Origin of the sequence: Thalassotalea nanhaiensis (assembly GCF_031583575.1) — a bacterium.
In the GTDB taxonomy this organism is placed as follows: Bacteria; Pseudomonadota; Gammaproteobacteria; order Enterobacterales; family Alteromonadaceae; genus Thalassotalea_A; species Thalassotalea_A nanhaiensis.
The window spans coordinates 193,767-212,361 of the sequence record NZ_CP134146.1; the positions used below are offsets into that span (position 1 = coordinate 193,767).

12 protein-coding genes are annotated in these 18,595 nt (G+C 39.1%); 9 read left to right on the forward strand and 3 right to left on the reverse strand.

Annotation, left to right across the window (positions count from 1 at the left end):
• Positions 1–2: 2 nt before the first annotated feature.
• From RI845_RS00950 to RI845_RS00975, 6 genes are all read left to right on the forward strand, one after another.
• Positions 3–3,959, forward strand: a complete 3,957-nt coding sequence (locus tag RI845_RS00950) for an RHS repeat domain-containing protein (RefSeq protein ID WP_348387884.1) — start codon at positions 3–5, stop codon at positions 3,957–3,959.
• Complete coding sequence (locus RI845_RS00955) at positions 3,946–4,251, forward strand: hypothetical protein (RefSeq protein WP_348387885.1); 306 nt, start codon at positions 3,946–3,948, stop codon at positions 4,249–4,251. The genes RI845_RS00950 and RI845_RS00955 overlap by 14 nt, the downstream gene beginning before the upstream one ends.
• A gap of 152 nt (positions 4,252–4,403) precedes the next feature.
• Positions 4,404–6,962: an AAA family ATPase gene (locus tag RI845_RS00960; RefSeq protein WP_348387886.1), complete on the forward strand. Its 2,559-nt coding sequence runs from the start codon at positions 4,404–4,406 to the stop codon at positions 6,960–6,962.
• Positions 6,963–7,297: 335 nt separating this feature from the next.
• Positions 7,298–7,504 carry a hypothetical protein gene (locus tag RI845_RS00965; protein ID WP_348387887.1) on the forward strand — a complete coding sequence of 69 codons (207 nt, stop codon included), beginning with the start codon at positions 7,298–7,300 and terminating at the stop codon, positions 7,502–7,504.
• A 185-nt stretch (positions 7,505–7,689) separates the two neighbouring features.
• Positions 7,690–7,911, forward strand: coding sequence for a hypothetical protein (locus RI845_RS00970; RefSeq protein WP_348387888.1), 222 nt, complete (start codon positions 7,690–7,692; stop codon positions 7,909–7,911).
• Positions 7,912–8,269: 358 nt separating this feature from the next.
• Positions 8,270–10,348 (forward strand): TonB-dependent receptor, encoded by a 2,079-nt coding sequence (locus tag RI845_RS00975; RefSeq protein ID WP_348387889.1) that lies wholly within the window; start codon positions 8,270–8,272, stop codon positions 10,346–10,348.
• Positions 10,349–10,502: 154 nt separating this feature from the next.
• Here RI845_RS00975 and RI845_RS00980 read toward each other — a convergent pair whose 3' ends face one another.
• Entirely contained in the window at positions 10,503–11,336 is an 834-nt protein-coding gene (locus RI845_RS00980) for a DUF2306 domain-containing protein (protein WP_348387890.1), read from the reverse strand.
• A gap of 300 nt (positions 11,337–11,636) precedes the next feature.
• Positions 11,637–13,226, reverse strand: a complete 1,590-nt coding sequence (norR, locus tag RI845_RS00985; protein ID WP_348387891.1) for a nitric oxide reductase transcriptional regulator NorR — start codon at positions 13,224–13,226, stop codon at positions 11,637–11,639.
• A 179-nt stretch (positions 13,227–13,405) separates the two neighbouring features.
• Here norR and RI845_RS00990 point away from each other — a divergent pair, with 179 nt between their 5' ends.
• Genes RI845_RS00990 through hmpA form a run of 3 tightly spaced genes read left to right on the forward strand, consistent with a single transcriptional unit; the run spans position 13,406 to position 16,129 of the window.
• Positions 13,406–13,678, forward strand: a complete 273-nt coding sequence (locus RI845_RS00990) for a hypothetical protein (RefSeq protein ID WP_348387892.1) — start codon at positions 13,406–13,408, stop codon at positions 13,676–13,678.
• Positions 13,679–14,908 carry an NnrS family protein gene (locus tag RI845_RS00995; RefSeq protein WP_348387893.1) on the forward strand — a complete coding sequence of 410 codons (1,230 nt, stop codon included), beginning with the start codon at positions 13,679–13,681 and terminating at the stop codon, positions 14,906–14,908.
• A gap of 39 nt (positions 14,909–14,947) precedes the next feature.
• The gene (hmpA, locus tag RI845_RS01000; RefSeq protein WP_348387894.1) at positions 14,948–16,129 is read left to right on the forward strand and encodes an NO-inducible flavohemoprotein; all 1,182 of its coding nucleotides are present in this window, start codon (positions 14,948–14,950) and stop codon (positions 16,127–16,129) included.
• Positions 16,130–16,209: 80 nt separating this feature from the next.
• Here the strand turns inward: hmpA and RI845_RS01005 are convergent, their stop codons facing one another.
• Entirely contained in the window at positions 16,210–18,420 is a 2,211-nt protein-coding gene (locus RI845_RS01005) for a penicillin acylase family protein (RefSeq protein ID WP_348387895.1), read from the reverse strand.
• Between the last annotated feature and the right edge of the window lie 175 nt (positions 18,421–18,595).

Genomic DNA, 18,595 nt, shown 5'->3' on the forward strand with positions numbered 1-18,595 from the left:
GCATGAAACAGTTAATTAACGCTTCTTGGCTACTATTAGTCAGCGCTCTCACGGGCCAAACCTTTGCAGAAGAAGATAACGAGTATATTAAACCGCTAGAAATCGTGACTGATATTAACGGGGTCGATTTAAACTCGGGCAAATATTACCCTCAATTTCCGGCTCTAAGTATCCCGGCTGCGCCTCGCTTATCGTTTCATACCATTCAAAAGTTTGAATCACGAGTTGATGGTACATGGTCGGCCGGAGGGAATACCCGCATAGAATCGCATTCGGTTACGTTTGGTGGTAGTACCTCAGAGTTTTTTGAATGTATTGATGACGATTGTATTCCTGAACGAAACACAGGGTCTACCCTATTCGGTAATATGTCTGGTCCTTTCTTTCTATATACGCAAGGAAGTACAGGCGTAAAGGTAAAGTACAATGTAAAAGCCGGTATTTACCCGACTAATGGGGTTCACTACCCTAATGGCACATTTTACGCGAGTGAAATTACTTACCCGGACGGGGAAGTAATTTCCATAGATTATACTCAAAACCCATCTAATTATGACCAACGACCGAATAAAGCAACGAGTAGCTTAGGCTATGAAATGGCGTTTACCTATCAATCGAATAGTAACGGCTCTCTTTGGGCGGTAATAAAGCGTGTAACTATTGCTAAGACAAGTGCACCGAGCGTTATTTTAGCGGAAAATAACTATTCTAGCTCTAATGGTACGGTAACAGATGCTTTAGGAAGAACGTGGGATTATACCGGCTTTACGAATAGCTTATACCTACCAGAGCACGCGACTAATTTTAGTTATAAATTACCGTCTAATAGCGCTAATAACATTTCTGTAAGCTCTGCATATTTACCTTATGATGATGAGACACACGCTAATTTTGTGACAAGCGTTACTCGTAATGGTGAAACGTATAATTACAGCTATACACCAACAAGCGGTATCCAATACGACCCGAAAAAACAATTTACTCAAATCGATATTACCGGGCCAGATAATTATCAGCGCACAATTAAATTAAATGCGTCGAGTGGTAAAAGCAAAAGCGTACAAGTTGCCAGTGATACGGGCAGCTTAGGTAATGAAACGCTTTACGAATATAACCTTAATAAGCAGCTAGAGAAAATCACGTACCCAGAAGGTAATAGCGTCAATATTTATTATGATGGTAACGGTAATATCACCTCGAAACACGTTCATGCTAAACCGGGCTCTGGTCTTGCCTCTATCGTTACTACTGCTAATTATGATTTAAGTCTACCGGGTTTAAACGCCTTTAGACCGACCTATACGGTAGATGCAAATAACAACCGTACTGATTATACCTTTGATTCACTTCACGGCGGTATGCTCACCAAGCTAGAGCCAGCAGGTCAAAATGGCATGCGTAGATTAACAACCAATACTTATACCTCAATAGGTGGTTATGACCGGTTAACCAAAACCTCAATATGCAGTGGCTCAGAGTGTGGGACTAGCAAAGAGTTTATTACCGAATATACGTACTGGAATAATACTCACATAGTCGAAACCGTTACCGAGCGAAACTACGGTAATACTCTGAATAAAACAACTACGTATACTTATGATGGTGCCGGAAATAAATTAAGTGAAGACGGTCCGTTATCCGGGTTAGATGATGCGACGTATTATCGCTATGATACTACGGGCAGAATGACTTGGGAAATATCACCGGTTAATCAACAAGGCGTTAGGGTCGCGAGTAAAACAACGTATCGAGACCAAGATAATCAACCGCTTAAGGTTGAGCAAGGGACACTTTCATCAAGTACAGACACGACCTTAGACGTTAATTTAACGACAAATTACACCTATGACAGTAACGATATGCCGGTTAAAACAACGGTAAACTCTGATGCTGCTACGGAGTCTGTCACGCAAACCTCGTATACGCCTCGTAACTTAGTCGATTGTCAGGTTATACGTATGAATCCGGCTATATTTGCCAGTTTACCAGGTTCAGCGTGTAGTTTAGGTACTGCCGGGACTTTTGGTAGTGACCGTATTACTAAAAATACTTATGATAACAATGGCCGAGTGACTAAAACTATTTCTGGGTATAATACGATTGATGAAGCAATTGATATTGAAATCGCCTATACCGGCAATGGTCAAGCCGACTATAAAAAAGACGGTAACGGCAATTTAACGAATTATACCTATGATGGAGTTGATAGGTTAAGTCGTACAACCTTCCCGGATAACACGTATGAGCTAAATACGTATGATACCAATGGAAATGTGGAAACCTTGCGTAAACGTGACGGAGTCGTCCTTACGCATACCTATGATGCGTTAAACTTAAAAACTCAAACGACAATCCCGAATGAATCTGCGCTTGTCTTTACCTATGATAATTTTGATAGACCTAAAACGTCTACTCGCGACTCTAGCGTTGTAAGTAATACCTATGATGATTTAGGGCGTTTGTTAACGTCTACCACCAATAATAAAACCCTAAGCTATTTATATGATGTTGCAGGTAGACGTATACGCCTAACGCATCCGGACGGATTCTACATAATCTATGATTATGACAGTTCAGGCGCATTAACCGCGATTAAAGAAAGTGGTACTAAAGAACTTGTAGGATATGATTATAACGAGCTTGGTCAATTGGTGAGTATGACCCGTAACAATGGGGTTGTATCAACACTTGACCATGATGAATTAGGGCGTTTAACAGACTTTGCTCATGGGTCGATTAACGCGTCAAGTTTTAACTACAATCCGGCGAGTCAGATAACCTATCGAACTGCGAGTAATGCGAGTTTTCAAATATCTATCCCGAGTGTAGGAGAGCAAGCCTATACCCCGAATAACCTTAATCAATACACTAACGTTGCTGGTAATAGCCTAAGTTATGATTTGACCGGTAATTTGATTAATTACGATGGGTGGACGTATGACTATAACGCGCATAATCGATTAATATCAGCCGATAAGACGGGAACGGATTTAGATTTAACTTACGACCCTACGGGACGCTTAGAGAGTTTTACGTTAAACACTGTTAAAACCAATTTTTTATATGATGGTGACGAGCTTGTCGCGGAATATAACAGTAGCGGTACGTTAATCAATCGCTATGTTCATGGCGTAGGCGTAGACGACCCACTAGTGTGGTACATTGGCTCAGGCACAAGCGAAACCCGTTATTTACTCGCAAATGCACAAGGCTCAATCATAGCAGAAACCGATAGCAGTGGCAGTGTCGCAAACATTCATGGCTACAGCGCGTTCGGCGAGCCGGATAATGTCAGTGATGCGCGTTTTAGGTATACTGGTCAAATATTGTTGCCTGGTACAGAGCTTTATTACTACAAAGCACGGATTTATCATCCAAAACTAGGTCGGTTTATGCAAACAGACCCGATTGGTTACGATGATGGGATGAATTGGTATGCTTATGTTGGGAATGATCCGGTTAATAATGCTGACCCAACAGGGAAGTTTCTGATAGGTGCTGGAGTAGGATTTGCACTAGATTTGACTGTACAATTGATAGCTAATGGTGGAGACATAACCAAAGTCGATCCAGTTCAGCTAGCGGGCGCGACTGCAATGGGAGCAATAGGTGCCGGTATTGGTGCTCAGATCGCAAAGGCATCTAATGCAATTTCAGCAGCAACAAATAGTACTAAATTAGGTAGTGCAGTGAATGTAACCGCAAATACCGTAGCAGGAGTTACAACGGAGGGAGCCGCATCGGCTGTTAAAATTACGGTTGATGCAGTTGCAGGGACTAATTACGGTGAAGGTACTTCAGATAAAGTTGTAGGCTCTATCGGTGGTAGTGCTCAGAACGCTGCTGTGAATGAAGTAGTAAGTCATGCTACAGGTCAATCAAAATTAGGACAAGTAGCTGAAATAGGTGTTAAAGCTGTTGCAGCTATTACAGGCGCTTTAAAAGATGAAAAAAAGTAAAATTAATTTAAAACTAATCTTAAGAAGATATTCATACTTCTCGACTTTTGTGCTGGTGGTGGCAATTGGCTCGTTTATATCTCATTTCACGCTAGAAGACTTTTCTTGGAAAGTCTTCATAATTAGTATCTCAGCTGTTATTGGTTGTGCTAGTGTCACCCTATTGCCAGTTGATATAATAAAAGCTAGAAAAGATCGAAGGATGTGTGAAAGGGTAAATCTTGATTTTGATAAATTTAGTATGATGAAAGAAGTGGATAAAGAAAGTATTAGGAAAGAATATTGTGAATAAACATAACTGATTATTTTGAATCCAAAGCTTCGCTAGTCGGGGCTTTTTATTAGCATAAAGAAGATTGATTCAATTGTATTTTTTAATGAAATAGAGATATATATACTGTCACTAAGAGCTATTAACTAAGTTCATTACAAATGGAGTCGAATTTGAGCGATGTAAACAAAGGAATAATTGATTGGGTTAATGCCCAGCCGTACTGGGTGCAATTAGCAGTATCAAAGGTCTATGGGCAAACAGAGATTAAAAACGAGCTTATCGATGAACTGCTTGCTCTATTGAAAACGCCTGAAGGTCAATCAAAAGATACACAAGTCGATTTAACACCATTTTTTAAAAGCGCCTTTGATGATAATGGTGATATTCGTATTCATTCCATTGGAGAAATTGAAGGTATTGATGCGTTAGCACCTCGAACTCCACTTCCATTTGCACATAATTTATCGGTTATTTACGGTAATAACGGATCTGGTAAATCAGGGTACGCTCGAATTCTAAAAAAGTTGTGCGGCAAGCCAAATGCGGCAGAACTTCAACCAAACGTATTCAAAGAGTTACCTCAGAATAGACAATGTAAAGTCGAAGCTTCAATAAATGGTGATGATAAAACCTTCTTATGGCAGGCAAATGAAAATCCCGCTCAAGAACTTACCACAGTTGATGTTTTTGATAGTCAGACGGGTTTTTTCTATATAGATAAAGAGCAAGAAATTAATTATGTCCCAAACGAAGTGGCACTTTTCGAGCAATTAGTTTCTATTTATCAACAACTGCAACAAAAGCTTAAGGGAGAGTTAGGGGCTATAGGTTCTGTACTTCCCGCAAAGCCTGCTGATTATGGAGACACGAAATACATTAAGGGAATGTTTGAACGCTTAAAGCACGATACAGATATAAATACTGTAGAAGAATTCTATAAATTTTCAGTTGAAGATAAGGCCGCTTTGGTACAACTAGGTGAGCGATTATCAGCTTCGCCAACTGACTTAGCAGTAAAGAAACAAAAGCGGAAAACTCAACTCGAAAATATACTTAATAATGTGATGAAGGCTGCCAAACATGTCTCTAATATTTCAGTTGAACGTATTAAACAGTTGGAACTAGACGCTAAGACAAAACGAGAAATAGCTCAGCAAGGTGCTAATGCAATTGTCACAGAAACAAGTTTTGATGGTTTTGGCACAGAAATATGGAAAGCTATGTGGGAAGCTGCGAGAAATTACTCTAAACGTAGTGCTTACCCTGAAGCTGAATATCCTTATGTAGAACAAGGTTCCAAATGTGTTTTATGTGAACAAGAACTTGATGAGTCAGCAAGGAAACGGTTAGAAAAATTTGAAAGCTATGTTGCGGGTGAGCTTGAGTCGTCTGCTACGCTTGCAGAAACTGCTCTTAAGGATGTTTTGGATAAACTACCAACAAAACCAGAAGAGCAAACTATTGTAATGTCTCTTCAAGCCGCTCAATTGGATGAACGTGAATGGCTTCCCATATTTAAAGGTGTTTGGGGGAATATTCAAGATGTCGTTTCCAATGCAAAGGATAAAGAGCGAGAAATACACAAATATTATGATCTTGCCCCCGACACTTTCAAACCCATTCAATCCATCATTGAGAGTTTAGAGCAAGAGGTAGAACAACATCAAAAAGATGCTGTGGAATTTGATAAAAATAACCTGATTAATCACATTAACGAATTGAAGTCTAAAGAATGGGCTAGTAGCTATGTTGATGCTGTTAAAGATGAAATATCAAACCTTAAGGAGAAACAAAAAATTAGCGAGTGGCTTAAGTCAGTTAATACGGCAGCAGTTTCAAAAGAAGCTGGGCGAGTATCTGAAATCTTAGTAACTGAAGCGTTTGTTGACAGGTTCAACAATGAGTTAATTCTCCTAGGTGCGTCAAAAGTAACGGTAGAACTTGTAAAGACTAGGCCAAAGCTTGGACGTGTTTATCATAAAGTTCAACTTCAAGGACTAAATCATCAGCATAGTCGAAGTAAAGCAATGAGTGTTTTAAGTGAAGGTGAACAAAGAATAGTATCTTTGGCAGCATTTCTTGCTGATGTTGGAAGTAAACCTAATTCAGCTCCTTTTATTTTTGATGATCCTATATCGTCATTAGATCAAACCTATGAAGAGCACACTGCAAAGCGATTGGTTTCTTTGAGTGAAAATAGGCAAGTCATTGTGTTTACTCATAGGCTCAGTTTGCTAGGTCAATTGATTGACAATGGTAATGCTGAATGTCGATATATTAGAAGGGAGCCATGGGGGTGTGGTGAACATGGTGATATTCCACTTTTCGGTAAAAAGCCTGTTAATGCTGTTAAAGACCTTAAAAATAACAGGCTTAGCGTTGCAAGAAAAATGTATGATTCGCATGGATTTGATAACTACTATCCCTTGGCAAAAGCAATTTGTAGCGACTTTAGAATTCTTTTAGAAAGAATTGTTGAGACAGAACTTCTGGCTGATGTCATCAAGAGACATAGGCGAGATATTCATACTAAAAATAAAATTAATTTACTGGCAAAAATTACGAAAGATGATTGCGAACTTATTGAAAAATTGATGAGTGATTTTTCGTGTTTTGAGCATAGTCAATCAGACGAGTCTCCGGTAGAGATACCAGAGCCAGATATATTAGAAAGCTATTTGGATAGTATTATCATCTGGCATGAAGCTTTTAAAACGAGAGTGCATTAACCTTAAAATATGGCGCTAACTCCTAAAGTTTTCTCTCAATTTCAAAGCCAGCGGAAGCTGGTTTTGTCTTCTTAAGTAAAAATAAATCTTTTACCCACCATTAAAAGCTAGAACAACTTCGATTTTTTGAAGTGGTAAATTTATTTCGCAAAGGTGGTAAAACTTTTTCGCTGAGATGGAAAGGTTTTATCGGAAAGCTGGTAAAGTAGGTGCGGAATATACACATATAAGCAATAGTGTCAAAGTTACTTTAGAAATGATATGTTTTTTAGTGTATGGGTAGCTATTCTCATTTATCTTATTACTTATTTGTGGACAAAATCGGAATTGAATTTATGAAAATATTAACGGATAAGCTTATTGTTGATGCTGTTAACTGCCTTTGGTGTGTTGATGCATGTCCTCCGACAACTGAGCGTGTAGTAAAAGAAATTCATCATTTTGATTTAAAGCGCGTCAGGGGGGCTTTAGAAAGGGCGGCTGAAAGAGGAAAACTTATATCATCTAATGGCTATTGGACGCCTACTAGAAAAGGGATTTAGAACAAACCTTCTACGGGCAAATTATTTTGTAACTTTTAACTCTTACGGGCAAACTTTTTTGTCATTTCACAAGTCTCTGATTTAATAAGACCTGATGATAATCATAGTTATGTTTCTAGTGCTCCTTAAGTTTGGGTATCTGGCAGAATTGAATCTAAAAATTTAGATAAGTAACAGGAAACAGCATGAAATTTAAAAAAAAGCAGCATAGAGATATATTTGAAGTTTTTAAGATGATCTTTGGTTTAATGTTTATTTTTTCCGCTATAAGAACAGGAATTAATATATCCAATGATGGATTTGAATATATTACTATAGGTAGCATTTTATTAGGTCTACTGATCATGTTTATTGGTTCGCTTATTGCTTCTTGGGCGATTATTTATTTTGGTGATAAAGGAAATTAGTATATTTTTGAATCCAAAGCCTTGCTAGTCGGGGCTTTGATTCAACCTCGCAATCAATAAAGTTTGCTCTCAATCTCAAAGTCAGCGGAAGCTGGTTTTGCCGTTTTAACCGTTAATAAAAAATCACCTTTCTAAAAACTGTTAATCAAATACTTCATCTTTGGTTTTTATCAGAGGAGGTAAATTTATTTCGTAAAGCTGGTAAAAGTCAATTAGCGCTATTTGCGCACAGCGTGTGTGCTTGCTACCCGAAAAGAACGATTATATATCCGAACATGCAAAGTTGGTTAATGAACTGTTAACATAAACGAAAACGGGACCTTTTAATCCTTATTTTCTGATCAGTTGACGTAAACCAATGAAATTATTTCAAAAGCACAATAATAAAAACGTTCAAGTTAAAGGCGTTGCTAAAATCTCAATAGTACTAGCTTTGTTGTACACGCTGGCAGGCAACGCTAGCGAAGTCGATACTACTATTGAGAGAATAACCATATCCAACTCACGTTCAGCACAAGTATTAAATGAGGTCCCTCGCGCTATTGAGTTGATAGACACTGAAGATATAGAACGTGTGCAAGTTGATCATATACAACAAGTACTCAATCAAGAGGCGGGGGTTTTTCTTAACCGTAACTCAGGACAAGAAATGTTATTAGCTATACGCTCACCTGTATTAACAGGGGCTGGTGCTTGTGGCAGCTTTTTAACATTGGAAAATGGTATTGCCCTGCGGCCCAATGGCTTTTGTAATGTTAATGAGCTGTTTGAAAGTCATTATGAAATGGCACAAAGAATAGAAATAATTAAAGGTCCTACGTCAGTATATTACGGTAGTAATGGTTTACATGGGGCTATTAATATTATTCAGCCAGCATCTTTAACACGATCACCATTTATTAAAGCAACATTTGGAGAATGGGATTACAAACAATTATCTTTTTTAGCCAATAGCGATAATGTAGCTATCTCATCTTCATTATCACACGATGGCGGCTATCGAGATGATTCGGGATTTGATCAACAAAAAGTTTCGTTAACACACCTTTATCAAGCTGATGAGTTTGATTTAGAAACCTTTATTACTGCAACCAATTTAAATCAAGAAACAGCTGGCTATATTGTTGGCAAAGATAGTTACAAAGATGAAGAAATACGGAAGTCGAACCCAAACCCTGAAGCTTATCGAGATGCAAGTGCGATTAGGCTCTCTCAACGGTATTCCTTTTCCAATGGTTTAGTTATTTCCCCTTTTGCCAGATATAGTGAAATGGAGTTTTTACAGCATTTTATTCCAGGTAAACCCGTAGAAAAAAACAAACATCATAGCTTTGGATTACAGAGCCAATATCAAATTAAGCTTATGGATAACACCATAATAAACCTAGGTTTGGATGCCGAGTATGCAGAAATAGCGTTAGTTGAGGAGCAGTTTTCTCCAACCGAAGGCTCTGCATTTTTACAAGCCACAATACCTGTAGGAAAACATTATGATTACGAAGTTGAGGCTACAACCCTAGCGTCCTTTGTCAGTTTACAACATCCATTATCGAGTCAATGGCAAATTGATACTGGTATACGACTTGAATCCATTACTTTCGATTATCAAAACAAAATGAATACAGGTAGGGTTGATGAACAAGGTAATACGTGTGGGTTTGGTGGATGTCGCTTTAATCGTCCTGAAAATAGTAAAGATGAATTTACTATTGCATCACCGAAACTCGGGTTAATTTATAATAATGAAAGTTATTCTGGATACGTTAATGTCAGCCACGGTTTTAGAGCGCCACAAGCAACAGAGCTGTATCGATTACAACGAGAGCAAATGACGTCGGAATTAGAGGCTGAAGAATTAATTGCACTAGATGGTGGTTGGCAGACTTCATTCTCAGGAGCACAGCTAAATTTATCCGCTTACAAGTATGAAAAATCAAATGTTATTTTACGTGATAACGATTACTTTTATGTAAGTGATGGAGAAACTGAGCATACAGGTATTGAACTTTCTTTAGATGCCCCGTTATTAGATTCCATTAACTTAAAAAGCAATATTAGTTACAGTAAGCATCAATATAAAAATAACCCCAATTTAAGTGACCAAAATATCATTGATAATGATATTGCTAATGCACCTAGATGGCTTGCTAATATATTTGCAAGCTATCAGCACACGCAGTGGCAATTTGAATTACATGGCCAGTTTGTTGGAAAGTACTATTTAAACGCAGAAAATACGTCGAAATACTCAGGCCACACCTTAGTGCATGCACGAGCAAAATACGAATACTTAACTGATTTAAGTTTCTTTTTTAATTTAGAAAATTTACTCGATACTGATTACGCCGAAAGAGCTAACTACACTAGCTTTACTCAAGAACGATACTTTCCTGGTATGCCAAGAAATATCAAATTTTCAGTGTATTATAGTTTTTAGTAATGGCTACCCTTTTAATGAGCACGCATAATTTAAATGGAATCATTTCTAATTCAGCTAGGATTTATGTCTGCTGTGCGAAGCTTCTGGCTAAATTTACATGTAAGCGACATAACTAAATCATATCGCCTACATCATTTGTATGCCTGACTAGCTATATTCGTGGTAACCACATTCCTAATGAAGCAGCAACAATACCACCAGCCATTGCCAAGGTTAATAAGACAAGAGTAACAGACATGATTATCTTATGGTGATTGTTAGTGCTATCTGACGCTTTAAAGTATAACTGTGCAACTGCCAATGGGATAAGGTACTGTGCAAAGCCTAAAAATGTTAAAAATGGGCCTTCAAATGTTTTTGGGTCAAACCCTACTGGTGCTTGATGAATCATTAGCCAGAGCATTAAACCAATACGGAAAAACCACACTCCACCCATAACAATGAACAGTCTAATTGCCCAACGACGGTGTGTTTTTATATCCCTTTTGATAGCAAAATAAACGGCTAAGCTTGCAAATGCCATTATTAAAATCGCGTTTAAGCTAATACTGTATTTACCAATCTCACCACCCGCTACTCCACGAGTCCAGACCATAAATAGGCCGCCAATACTTAAAATAAGCGCTGTTAATATATAAATTCGACCATTAATACGGTGAAATTTCGGCGCAGATTTTCTAATTTGAGGGATAAGCTGTAATGGGCCACCAATTAAAACAACGAGGGCAAGAAGCAAATGCATACCGACGGCAATATTTCCTACGGTGTCTCCGGCTATATAGCCATGAGGCATGACTTTGTTCCACCGGGCAAAGTCACCGTCTAATGACGCTGAGCCGTAAAACATTGCCACATAAAAAGCGAATATCCACTGTCCGAACACCGTTACTAAAAACCACAATTTAGCGCTGTGGCTTAGCCAATTATTGTTTGATGACTGGGCAAATAATTCGCTGCCGGCTGTTGTTATTGTTGTTTGAGTCATTTTAAATCCTTGAAAATTTTCCAACGTAAAATTACGTTTATTATTTAGAAGGCTAATAAGCAAGTAATGCGCCAATAATAAAACCCTTAAAAAACAGTTAGATACAAGGGGTGGAATAATGAGGCAAATGAAGTAATGATTAATTGTTAGTCATTTAAGCCAATGAGGTGTTTATTTACTGAATAAATAAAATTAAAAAAGCACGAGAAAATAGAAGAGTTACTAGAACTCTTCATTTGAGCGAAGAACGAAATGATACATTAGGGCTTAACAGCGTATGGCAAATTGAATTCGAAACAATCATTTAACCGCTTTAATTACTTTTATGTTTAAGCGCTTAGCGGCTCTATTCAAGTTGCCTCTATCGGTAGACAAACGTCTGGCAGTTGCCGCCCAATTGCCATTTTCTTCTGTTAATACTTTAGTTATCAGCCCGCGTTGAAAGTTTTCTGTGGCATCTCTTAGATTAATATTTTCTTTGTTTATTTTATCTGCAGCTGAGTTTAACGCTGTGTCGGATAAATTACTGAGCGGGTCTTTTTTTGATAAGCCGATTAAGCTTCCACAGTCTTGTTTTTCTATGTTTATTATTTTCGAATTCCGTTGTCGAGCACTGGCTTTTAACGCCGCGCGACTGATCACATGCTCCAATTCTCGAACATTGCCAGGCCAGTCATAGTTATTCAAATAAGTAATCGCGTCTAGCGAAGCTTTTAATTGCGTAATGCCTAATTTGCGTCTGGTGTTTTCGATAAAGTAGCCTGCTAATAATACAATATCACCTTCGCGTTCACGTAGTGGTTCAACGGTTAACGGATATACACTTAGGCGATGATATAAATCGGCGCGAAAACGCCCAGCTTCAACTTCTGTTTCTAAGTTTCGGTTCGTCGCCGCGAATATGCGCACATCAACTTGTTCTACTTTATCCTGACCAACGGGTTGTATTTCATTGTTTTGAATTGCCCGAAGGATTTTACTTTGCGCACTTAGTGGTAGTTCACCTATTTCATCGAGAAATAAGGTTCCACCATCGGCAATTAAAAATTTACCGGCTCGATTTTGTTCAGCACCGGTAAATGCACCTTTGATATGGCCAAACAACTCACTTTCAATTAAATTTTCAGGAAGGGCGGCGCAATTTACATAGACCAAGGGTGCTGTTGCTCTATTGGATTGCTGATGCAGAGTTCTTGCTACCAACTCCTTTCCCACGCCTGTTTCACCATAGATCAAAATATTAAAATCTGAGGGCGCAACTATTTTTATTTCATTCTTTAGTCGAGTTATGCTGCTGCTGTAGCCAATAATTTCACCACCGTCTCTTTTTAACGCTTCTTGGGTGAGTTCATTTACCACTTTTTGATTGTGTATTGCTTTGCTTTCCAATTGTTCAATCATTAAGGCGGTATTAAGCGTATTAGCAGCAATGGAAGTGATCACATCTAACGTTCTACTCGGGATATTGTCGAATGCATGTGGGGTCAAACTGTCTATGGTAAGTAAACCTATCAACTCATTGTTGAAATACAACGGTAAACCCATGCACGCATGAACAGGCAAGTCACCTTCTCTATCGGCAAGAAGCCCATCATAAGGGTCGGGTAGGGTGCTGTCGGCTGAAAATCTTACCGGGGTGGCTGAATTACATAGTATGACAAATCTTGGATGTTCATTTATCAGAAATCGTCGGCCTAAGGTGTCTTTAGTTAACCCTTGTTGTGCAATGGGTTTCAATAAATCTTGATGAAAAGACAATAAAGCAACGGCATCGCAGGCGATGGTTTTTCTAACGGTATCGAGTAAACGATCGAACCGGTCTTTCGAACTTAAGCTATTGGTTAAATCAATTGCGAGCTGCAGCAACGCATTTGAGGTTATTTCATTCACAGCAATCTCCTACAAAAGTTCACTAATGATACATGAGAGTCATAATGACATCAATTTAATGGTGTCAATATGACTCTTTTTAGCTTGGTGTTTTAAACTAATTCAGTAAAAACAGTGTGTTATAAGGTTGGCACTGTGTTTGCAATATAAAGAATATATAGCAAACACAGGAACAAAGCATGTACTCACAATTTTATATCGCCAACCAACTACCGCAAATCGACAATGCGTTGAATTTTCAAAAATGCTTAGTGGTGGGCAATTGGCTGATGCTGGCTTCTTTTTTAATTGTATCAATGTGCGTTGCAATTACGTTTGGCTTTGAAGAAAGCTTTGGCATTCCTGCGCAAGTGTCAGCGCATATTGCCACTATCGTTTTTGCAGGACTTTTAAAAATTGGTTACGTACTTCGTTGCGTTGCACTGCACGCATTTGGAGTGAAGGTTTTTTAAATGATTTCTATTAACGATCCTGAATTACAGCAGCTGCAAGCTGACGCTAACAGTCAACACAGTACGTTTACCAAGATAACTAAGCATGCTTTGTTTGACTTGCCGTTTCGCTCATTTTTCTTGAGTGCGGTATTAGCCTCAATATTATCTCTTGGTATTTGGTCGGCATATTTAAATGGCGAGATCAGCTTTTTAAGCGGGAGTTTGTCGCCAGCTGTATGGCATATACATGAGATGCTTTTCGCGTTTGGCGCAACAATTGCGGTTGGCTTTATATTAACCGCGGTACAAACCTGGACCGGCCAAGCAAGTATAAAAGGCTTACCTGTTATCGGTTTATTGGTGCTGTGGTTATTGGTACGTATATGTTTATTCATAAACAGCAGTGAGTCTGTTTACTTAGGTGTAGTACTACAAGCAGTTTGGTGGCTAAGTGTTATAAGTGTGTTCGCAAAATTAACGTTTGCGGCAAAAAATCGAAGAAATTATTTATTCATTCCTTTATTAAGCGTGCTAATGCTACTGAATTTAGGAATATTACTGTTTGATTTAAATGGTCGAGCTGACTTGTCATTGCATTTTGCTCGAACGGCAGTGCTAATGTTTGGTTTATTGATGGGCATCATGGGCGGTCGAGTTATCCCATTCTTTACTAGTGCAGGAACACGTACAAGCAAAATAACAACGCCAGTGTTTTTAACTCCTATGTTGTTAGTTACCTCTGTTGCGGGGATTAGCGTTTTCTTCATTGGTCAGTTTTATAGTTTACCTTTTACCCCAGCAGCTCTGATGATCGCAAGCGGCCTGTTACACATCATTCGCTTAACTTTTTGGCGAACTAGGTTAACCGTTAATACGCCACTGCTATGGTCGCTGCATTTATCTTATTTTTGTTTAGGGCTTGGCCTAATTCTATTGGGCTCAAGTTATCTACAAACTCAACTTCAATTTAGTGATGCTTTGCATTTATTGACTATAGGCGCGATGGCATTAATGATTTTTGCCATGATGAGCCGAGTATCGCTAGGCCATACCGGGCGAGCTTTACAAACACATAAAGCCATTCCTATTAGCTTTATATTGGTTTTTGCTGCTGCTCTCGCACGAGTATTTTTACCATTATTAGAACAGTACCAACTTGCCTGGCATCTAAGCGCCATTTTGTGGATGGTTGCCGGCGTAATTTTTTTGGTTATTTATAGCCCTATTTTATCAACACCAAGATCTTAATTTATTAATATTTTACTACTTACAAACTTTGGAGAATCCATGTTAACAGACGCTCATATCGACATCATAAAAAGCACTATCCCATTACTAGAAAATGCAGGCTCAGCGCTTACTAATCATTTTTATAAAAGAATGTTTTCTCAAAACCCTGAACTGCAAGATATTTTCAATATGTCGAATCAGCATACTGGCCGTCAACAAGTCGCCTTGTTTGAAGCAATAGCGGCGTATGCAAAAAACATAGATAACCTAGCCGCATTAACAACGGCTGTAGAGCGTATCGCGCAAAAACATACCAGCTTCAATATTCAGGCAAAGCATTATGAAATTGTTGGCATGCATTTAATTGAAACACTTCGTGAATTAGCAACAGAGGCATTTACACCTGACGTTGAAGAAGCTTGGACACAAGCGTATTTATTTCTAGCTCAAATTTTTATCTCGCGAGAAAGTGAGCTGTATAAATTACGTTCAGAAAGTTTCGGCGGTTGGGCCGGCACTCGAAAATTTATCGTTAAAGAGAAAAACGTTGAGTCGGAACTAGTGACAAGTTTCGTTTTTGCGCCAGTCGATCAGCAACCGGTTATTGATTATGTGCCTGGCCAATATCTTGGTGTTGAGGTAATGCCAACAGGCTCTAAATATAAAGAGATCCGTCAGTATTCATTGTCAACAGCGGCTAACGGCAAAACCTATCGTATATCCGTTAAACGAGAAGTTAATGGTGTACCTGGTGTAGTGTCAAATTACTTACATGATGGCCTAAATGTTGGTGATGAAGTTAATTTATATGCACCTGCTGGTGACTTTTACTTTGTTGATAGAAAAGCGCCTGTAGTGCTACTTTCTGCGGGCGTTGGTGTAACGCCTATGCAATCTATTCTAGAAACCTTAGCGGCAGACAAGTATTCGGAGCAGGTCCATTACCTCCATGCCTGTGAAAACTCTAAGCAACACTCATTTGCACAACGAGTACAGCAGCTCACAACTGAAAATCCTTGGCAACAATATACTTGGTATCGCAGTGAAGAGAGTGACAGTGAACAGATTGGTCATGGTGTTATGGACTTTTCAACACGAGACTTGCCACTGAGTAACGGTGACTTTTACTTATGTGGTCCAATCCCATTTATGCAATTTGCTAAACAGCAATTACTTACTTTGGGAGTTAGCGAGGATAGAGTGCATTACGAGGTATTTGGTCCGCACGCTGCACTTTAGACGTTACGTTTTAGTAGCCTAAAACGAAAAATACCCTAGCAAATGTTAGGGTATTTTTTGTTTTTATTAAGTTTTAACTACTATCGTTGTGACTCTTCACCAGGATAATAACTGCGTTTTGCCGCTTTTTTTACATCTTCAAGATAGTAATGAACCGGTCGTAATTTGCCTTGTGAATAGAGTTCCGCTTGATCATTGAAATGTGGTGATGATGGATCGCCGCTTTGGCCTCCAGCAGTAATGGCTTTCGCTGTTACCTTGTCGCCAAATTCTACAACAGCAACAAAGCTGTTGCCGCGCGTCCCATAAATTTTCTTGGTATTGTTGAACGTACGTTGACCATACGCTGCTAACGACCCCCAACGTGATGAAGCAAAGCCGACTGGATAACTAGGCTTTGAATCATCAAATGGCTGCACAATATCACCGGTTAAACGCTGAAAGCGATTTATTTCGCCCCATGGTGTATCCCATTGGCCAAAATCGTTGCTGAGTTTATTAATAGCAACTTTTAAACTTTGTATACCGATATTACCGGCAACTTCTAACATGTACTGATCAAAGGTAATTCCACGAGCTTTGTAGTTTGCTAATCCCTGTTCATCAGCTAAAGCCTGTTCACGTAATTCTCGGCCCCAAAATATCGCCAGTGATGTTGCTTTGCTATCAACACTTGATTTTCTATCCCACGCTTTGAGCATATCGATTTGCGCACTAAATTCAGCTTTGTCTTTATCAGTTAACGAATCATACTGAGTAAACAGCACCGGCAATAACGCGTCAAATGCAGCAAGGTGCGGGTCATAAGCCGCGGTAATCAGACTATCAATGGTAAAATCTTTTTTATCTTTTAAGATTTGCACCGCATTAATGCCGCGATAATTTTCTGGAAAAGTTGCCATATAAGCTGGAAAATCTTCTTGCTTAGGGCTAGTTTCACCAATGACAGAATATGGCCAGTTATTGGTGTTTTGCAGCCAGCCAGTCGCCGGGTTTAAAATGCCAACTGTTTCTTCAATACTGTGTAGTCCTTGCCACTGTGTTGCGGGGTTACTACCATCTACAGGTTTATTCCAATCAAAGCTTGTGTCGCGTTTAGGAATGAAATTTCCGTGAAAATACGCTATGTTGCCGCTATTGTCGGCGTAAACGGTATTGTTGGATGAGTTAGTATGAAAGCGCATGGTGTCTTTGTAGCTTTCATAGTCAGTTGTTTTAGTACGTAAGTAAGACTGTTGTAATGCTTTTACCGGCTCATTCATTAATTTAATGCTGATCCATTTATCATCATTGCCAGCAACAATTGGTCCATTATGAGTGTAAAAAGCGTTTACTTGCTTGGTTTTCATACCGGTTTCTGTTTTGTAGTGCAAATCAATTGCCTTTACTGTCAGCCCTTTTATTTCATCGCCATACCGGTAATAAGCACCTTCTACAATATCTTCTTCATACCAATCAATGGCATCAGCGCCGCTTGAGGTGTGCATCCAACCGGTGTTGCTATTAAAGCCCTGATAAATAAAGAACTGGCCCCAAGTTACTGCGCCGTAAGCATTTAAACCTTCTTCACTAATCATGTGCATTTCTGCGCGAAAGTAAAATGACGTATGTGGGTTAATTAATAATAATGCATTACCTGAGGCACTGTTGGTTGGTGCAATGGCAAAACCGTTTGAGCCAGTCGGTTCTGCATGCGGGAAAGGCTTGTTCATCGCTAGATTCGCAGACATACTCTCACTATAAAAGTTTTCTAGATCAGCTAAATTCACCCTCTCGATATCGCCGCCGATAGAGCCCTCGGTAAATGACAGAGCCATCCAAGGTTCAAAATGGGTGATCACTTTCGGTTTAACTTCAGGATGCTTGTACAAGTAGTAATTTAAGCCATCAGCAAACGCAACCATAAGTTTTTTCATTGGCTCAGGACTGATCTCAAACTGTTGTTTCAACTGTTCAGGATCGATGAACAACCTCATCCGTAAATCACGATAAAGAGCCGACTCTCCTTCGGCTTCGGCTAAGCGCCCCATGGCATTTAAATAATTTATTTCGATTCGGTTAAAGTCATCTTCAGCTTGCGCATACACCATTCCAAATACTGCATCTGCATCGGTTTTACCGTATACGTGCGGAATGCCCCACTCATCACGCATGATGGTAATTTTTTCGGCTTGGCTTTGCCAGCGTTCAAGGTTTGCTGGCTCGGTTCCAGTCGGTGCACAACCAGTTATAGATATGATTAAACTAAAAATGAAAACCGAGAGAGGCTTAAAATGACAAGACAGGGACATAGCAGGGTTTATCCTTAAATAAAGTATGGATTAAGACTAGCGACAATGTTTTTATTATTCAAGCTATGAGCGTAACAGGATCGTAAACGCAGTTAGAGAGTGCAGACTATATCTATTGATAACCTATGTACAATAAAGCCAGTCACAATGACTGGCTTTTAATTACGGCGTAACC

Coding starts and splice junctions, on each gene's coding strand:
- RI845_RS00950 (WP_348387884.1), top strand. CDS start 3: ATGAAACAGTTAATTAACGCTTCTTGGCTACTATTAGTCAGCGCTCTC.
- RI845_RS00955 (WP_348387885.1), top strand. CDS start 3,946: ATGAAAAAAAGTAAAATTAATTTAAAACTAATCTTAAGAAGATATTCA.
- RI845_RS00965 (WP_348387887.1), top strand. CDS start 7,298: ATGAAAATATTAACGGATAAGCTTATTGTTGATGCTGTTAACTGCCTT.
- RI845_RS00970 (WP_348387888.1), top strand. CDS start 7,690: ATGAAATTTAAAAAAAAGCAGCATAGAGATATATTTGAAGTTTTTAAG.
- RI845_RS00975 (WP_348387889.1), top strand. CDS start 8,270: ATGAAATTATTTCAAAAGCACAATAATAAAAACGTTCAAGTTAAAGGC.
- RI845_RS00980 (WP_348387890.1), bottom strand. CDS start 11,336: ATGACTCAAACAACAATAACAACAGCCGGCAGCGAATTATTTGCCCAG.
- RI845_RS00990 (WP_348387892.1), top strand. CDS start 13,406: ATGTACTCACAATTTTATATCGCCAACCAACTACCGCAAATCGACAAT.
- RI845_RS00995 (WP_348387893.1), top strand. CDS start 13,679: ATGATTTCTATTAACGATCCTGAATTACAGCAGCTGCAAGCTGACGCT.
- hmpA (WP_348387894.1), top strand. CDS start 14,948: ATGTTAACAGACGCTCATATCGACATCATAAAAAGCACTATCCCATTA.
- RI845_RS01005 (WP_348387895.1), bottom strand. CDS start 18,420: ATGTCCCTGTCTTGTCATTTTAAGCCTCTCTCGGTTTTCATTTTTAGT.